This is a genomic window from Nonlabens dokdonensis, from assembly GCF_002162835.1.
Lineage (GTDB): Bacteria > Bacteroidota > Bacteroidia > Flavobacteriales > Flavobacteriaceae > Nonlabens > Nonlabens dokdonensis_B.
The window spans coordinates 1-4,164 of record NZ_MAAX01000169.1 but is presented as its reverse complement, the minus strand read 5'-3'; the positions used below and the strand labels follow the sequence as shown (position 1 = coordinate 4,164).

The window sequence follows — 4,164 nt, the reverse complement described above, 5'->3', positions numbered from 1 at the left end:
TGGTATTGAGGAAGGTGAATTTAGAGATAGAGCTTATTTGTCTTTACCTGGACACCAAGAGGAATTAATCCAAGCTGTTGCTGAAACGGGAACACCAGTAGTGGTTATTTTAGTAGGCGGAAGTGCCATCACCATGCAAAATTGGTTACAAAAAGTGCCTGCGATTCTTGATGTTTGGTATCCTGGAGATGAAGGCGGAAACGCTGTAGCAGATGTGCTTTTTGGAGATTACAATCCAGCAGGTAGATTGCCTGTAACGTTCCCTATAGATGTGGCACAGGTGCCATTATACTACAATCATAAGCCCACAGGTCGTGGTGATGATTATGTTAATTTATCTGGAAAACCTTTATATCCGTTTGGTTATGGTTTAAGTTATACACACTTTAATTACAGTGATTTGCAAATTGATAAAACTACCATTAATACTTCCGAAAGTGCTACTGTTTCATGCACCATTACAAATACTGGAAATTTTAATGGAGATGAAGTTGTGCAGTTATATATTAAAGATGAATATGCTTCGGTTGCAAGACCTATTATGGAATTAAAAGGGTTTCAGAGAATTCATTTAAAAAAAGGAGAATCCAAAACGATAATATTTCAAGTAACGCCTGATATTCTCACCATGCTTGATAAAAACATGAATCGTATAATAGAACCAGGTGATTTTAGAATATTGATAGGCACATCTTCTAACGATATACGTTTGAGAACAACCGTAACAGTCGAATAAATTTATAGTACTAAGTATAACCATGTGTATAATTCATTGCTAGTTATAGCCTACTTACGAAAGTCCTCGCGGACTTTCTATCTGTGATTTATTTGCTAACTTTAATGCTTAAACACGCAACGAAATCATACACAAAATCGTTACTACGCTTTTGAAACAAACATTGAACATTACATTTAAATTAGGATTTTATTGGTTGTTTTGATATTTTCAGGATGTTTATCATCTGAAAAAACAAAACCGATTGAAAACGAAACTAATACTGTTCCAAATCGTAACAAACTCTGAAAATTATTCTGATTTTCAAAAGATGTTTAAATATCCAAGTTCTGAAATAGTTGAATTTACATTTACGGCAGCGGAAAAATATACGTTTGGAGAACCAATTGAAATGACCTTAAAATGGTTAAACAAATCTCAGGATAATCAAGTTATAATGATTAGAGATTATTGGGAACATCCGATAGGAATTGGAGCCTCAATTATAAATATTAAAACGAATGATACTCAACAAAAATATACTTCCAGACATATATTGAGTTCAAACTTCTTTTTAGAGAACGAGTTGAAAGAATATGAAATAACGCTTAAACCAAACGAAAGCAAAACTCATCCAATTCATTTGAACGAAATTCCGTATTTAGAAAATAATGATATGAACTTTTCCAAAAAATTACCGAAAGGAACGTACACTGCTCAAATCAATTACTATGCGAAATCATCAAATGAACTAAAATTTATCATCGAATAAAAACGTGTGTTAACAAAGCACTGTGGTAAAATACAAGTAAAATCTGCTTTATTTTATCACTAGAGTACTTCTGTAAGAATTATCATAAATGAGTCCTGATTTTATATGACAAAATCTTTTCAAATGGAGATGAATTTTATCTGTTAACATAAAAATCTTTACGTTAATTTTAAAGCTGTGATTAATTTTTTATAATTGAGTAATCAAGGCATCAATGAAACTACCTTTAAACTGCACCGTAGACTATATAAACGATTTTCTAAGTAACAGAGAAGCTAAACAGCTTTATAACACTTTAATTGAGGAATATAAATTAGATCAGTCACGTCTTACCATTCGCGCTGGTGGAAAACTGATAAAAACAGATAGTTTCAAAATTTTATTTGTATCAAAAGAATTGAAAGAATTCAACAGTCACCCAGAAGAGATCCACGGTAAAAACTATCTCTGGAATGAGCAGATGTTAGAACTAAAATATAAAGTCGAAAGCTTACTCGATAAGAAATTTGATCTTGCTATGTGTTTGTATTATCCAGATGGAAACTATTTTGCACCCTACCACAGTGATCAAGAGACCTCTGGTTATAACACTATTCTACCTTCACTTAGTTTAGGAGAAGTGAGACAATTTATATTTAAGGATAATTCAAATGAAGATGTTTACAGGATGGATCTGGCTCATGGTAGTTTACTGGTAATGGGTGCACATTGTCAGGAGCGCTATACGCACAGTTTGATTAAAAATCCAGCGTATAAAAACGGTAGAATAAATATTACTTTTAGAGAGGCAAGTTTTAAATAGGTCCCATTATTGCGGTATGTACCCTTCATCAATTTCATTACCAAATAACTTCCCAACTAGGTAATTATTTATAATAACTACTCATGGCTTTACTTTAGAATCCATCTTTTTACCGGAAAGATTAATCAAAAGATACCGATTTTTTAAACTGCTGCGGCGTTATCATTTCCATCTTTTTAAATTGCCTATTAAAATAACTGGTATTATTAAATCCAGATTTAAAAGCTATTTCAGACATTCTACAGTCTTTTGATGCTTTGATTAATTTTTTGGAGAACTTTATTTTTTCCGAATTAATGTAGTCAATTGGAGAAACACCTAATGTGTTTTTAAATTGCTTATGAAAATGAGAGGTACTCATATATGCCTTTTTAGCTAGTATGTCGACATTAAGGTCCTTATTAGTAAGATTATCTTTTATAAATTTTACTACGGTTCCTATTCTAGTATCATTAAATATTTGATCAGGATCATTTATTATTAAGGTTTTAGCTCTTGTTTGTAAAAGACGAATAATGAGCTCTTGAATCATTAAATCCAATAATACATCCTTAGATTTATTGTTATTAGTAAACGTATAGGTCAACCTTTTAATTAAGTGATTAACATCCTCATTATTAATGAGGTGTGATGCATTTTTGTCTAGGCTCCAATTATTATTTTCATTTTCAATAGCAACATGGTGATTAAATTTCTCAACCACTTCATTTATTTTAAAAGCATCAATCCCTAAGGCTAGACATTGAGTAGGACTATTTTTAGTTGCTAAAGGAAAATCAATGATCATTTCCTTACTTCTGGGCATAACGACAGACTCGCCAGGAAAAAAATCAAAAGCTTCAAAACCCTCTATATGCATCACCTTTTTTCCTGTTAGCATACTAGCGATGACAGGAAAATCAAAAGTGAGAGCTACTTTTTCAGCATAATCATTTGTCTCGTAGATATTTAGTTCAGCATAATCGGCACTATAAGTGGTTCTGTTTTCTACTAAAGTAGTCAGTTTTCTATTGCTCTTATATTGGTCTAAAATGGATTTCATACTCAATTTTACAAAATTCTTGAATAACTAACTTAAAAGTAAGAGATATGTTCAAGTATATAATAATTACGTTCAAGATAATTATAATTTGATAAAATATCTTTAGCATTCATAAGGAATTTTCATGTTTTATACGTCAAAATCAGTAAATTAATAATTAAACCCAAAATATTATGAGTTATTCTAAACCAAAATTTAAAGAAAAATATTCCAATTTTATCAATGGTAAATTTGTAGAGCCTGCAAACGGTGAGTACTTTGAGAACACTTCTCCTATTGACAATAGCCTAATTGCTAAATATCCACGATCGCAAAAAGAGGATGTTGAAATGGCTTTAGATGCTGCAAACGCAGCCAAAGAGAGCTGGGGAAATACATCGGCTACAGAAAGAGCTAGTCTATTAAACAAAGTGGCAGATATTATTGAGGAAAACCTAGAAGAGTTTGCCCTTGTGGAAACTTGTGATAATGGGAAGCCAATAAGAGAAACCTTAAATGCAGACATTCCTTTGGCTGTAGACCACTGGCGTTATTTTGCAGCATGTATCAGATCTGAAGAAGGAAGTGCTACAGAGCTAGATCAACATACGCTATCAATGAATATAAAAGAGCCTCTAGGTGTTATAGGTCAAATCATTCCATGGAATTTCCCGTTACTCATGTTATCTTGGAAATTACCTCCAGCTCTTGTTACAGGTAATTGTGTAGTATTGAAACCTGCAGAACAAACACCATCGTCTGCAACATTATTGATGGAAAAAATTGCAGATGTATTTCCTCCTGGCGTTTTAAATATTGTGCACGGCTTCGGACCGGAAGCAGGAAAACCTTTA

At 32.4% G+C, this 4,164-nt stretch carries 5 protein-coding genes; 4 read left to right on the top strand and 1 reads right to left on the bottom strand.

The window, feature by feature from the left end:
* The 3 genes from A9Q93_RS10925 to A9Q93_RS10915 form a co-directional block, all read left to right on the top strand.
* On the top strand, window positions 1-736 hold a 736-nt coding region (locus tag A9Q93_RS10925), incomplete at its 5' end, for a glycoside hydrolase family 3 C-terminal domain-containing protein (RefSeq protein WP_303687439.1).
* Between the two features lie 244 nt (window positions 737-980).
* A complete protein-coding gene (locus A9Q93_RS10920; protein WP_303687438.1) occupies window positions 981-1,487 on the top strand; it encodes a hypothetical protein in 507 nt (168 codons plus the stop codon).
* Window positions 1,488-1,701: 214 nt separating this feature from the next.
* Complete coding sequence (locus tag A9Q93_RS10915) at window positions 1,702-2,289, top strand: alpha-ketoglutarate-dependent dioxygenase AlkB (RefSeq protein WP_303687437.1); 588 nt, start codon at window positions 1,702-1,704, stop codon at window positions 2,287-2,289.
* A 121-nt stretch (window positions 2,290-2,410) separates the two neighbouring features.
* On the opposite strand, the gene A9Q93_RS10910 is transcribed toward A9Q93_RS10915, so the two are convergent.
* A complete protein-coding gene (locus tag A9Q93_RS10910; protein ID WP_303687436.1) occupies window positions 2,411-3,331 on the bottom strand; it encodes an AraC family transcriptional regulator in 921 nt (306 codons plus the stop codon).
* 173 nt (window positions 3,332-3,504) lie between these two features.
* Between A9Q93_RS10910 and A9Q93_RS10905 the strand changes: the two genes are divergently transcribed.
* The coding region (locus A9Q93_RS10905; protein WP_303687435.1) for an aldehyde dehydrogenase family protein at window positions 3,505-4,164 on the top strand (660 nt) is incomplete at its 3' end.

Excerpts from the sequence above, each read along its gene's own strand:
- A9Q93_RS10910 (WP_303687436.1), bottom strand. The coding sequence starts at position 3,331 with ATGAAATCCATTTTAGACCAATATAAGAGCAATAGAAAACTGACTACT.
- A9Q93_RS10915 (WP_303687437.1), top strand. The coding sequence starts at position 1,702 with ATGAAACTACCTTTAAACTGCACCGTAGACTATATAAACGATTTTCTA.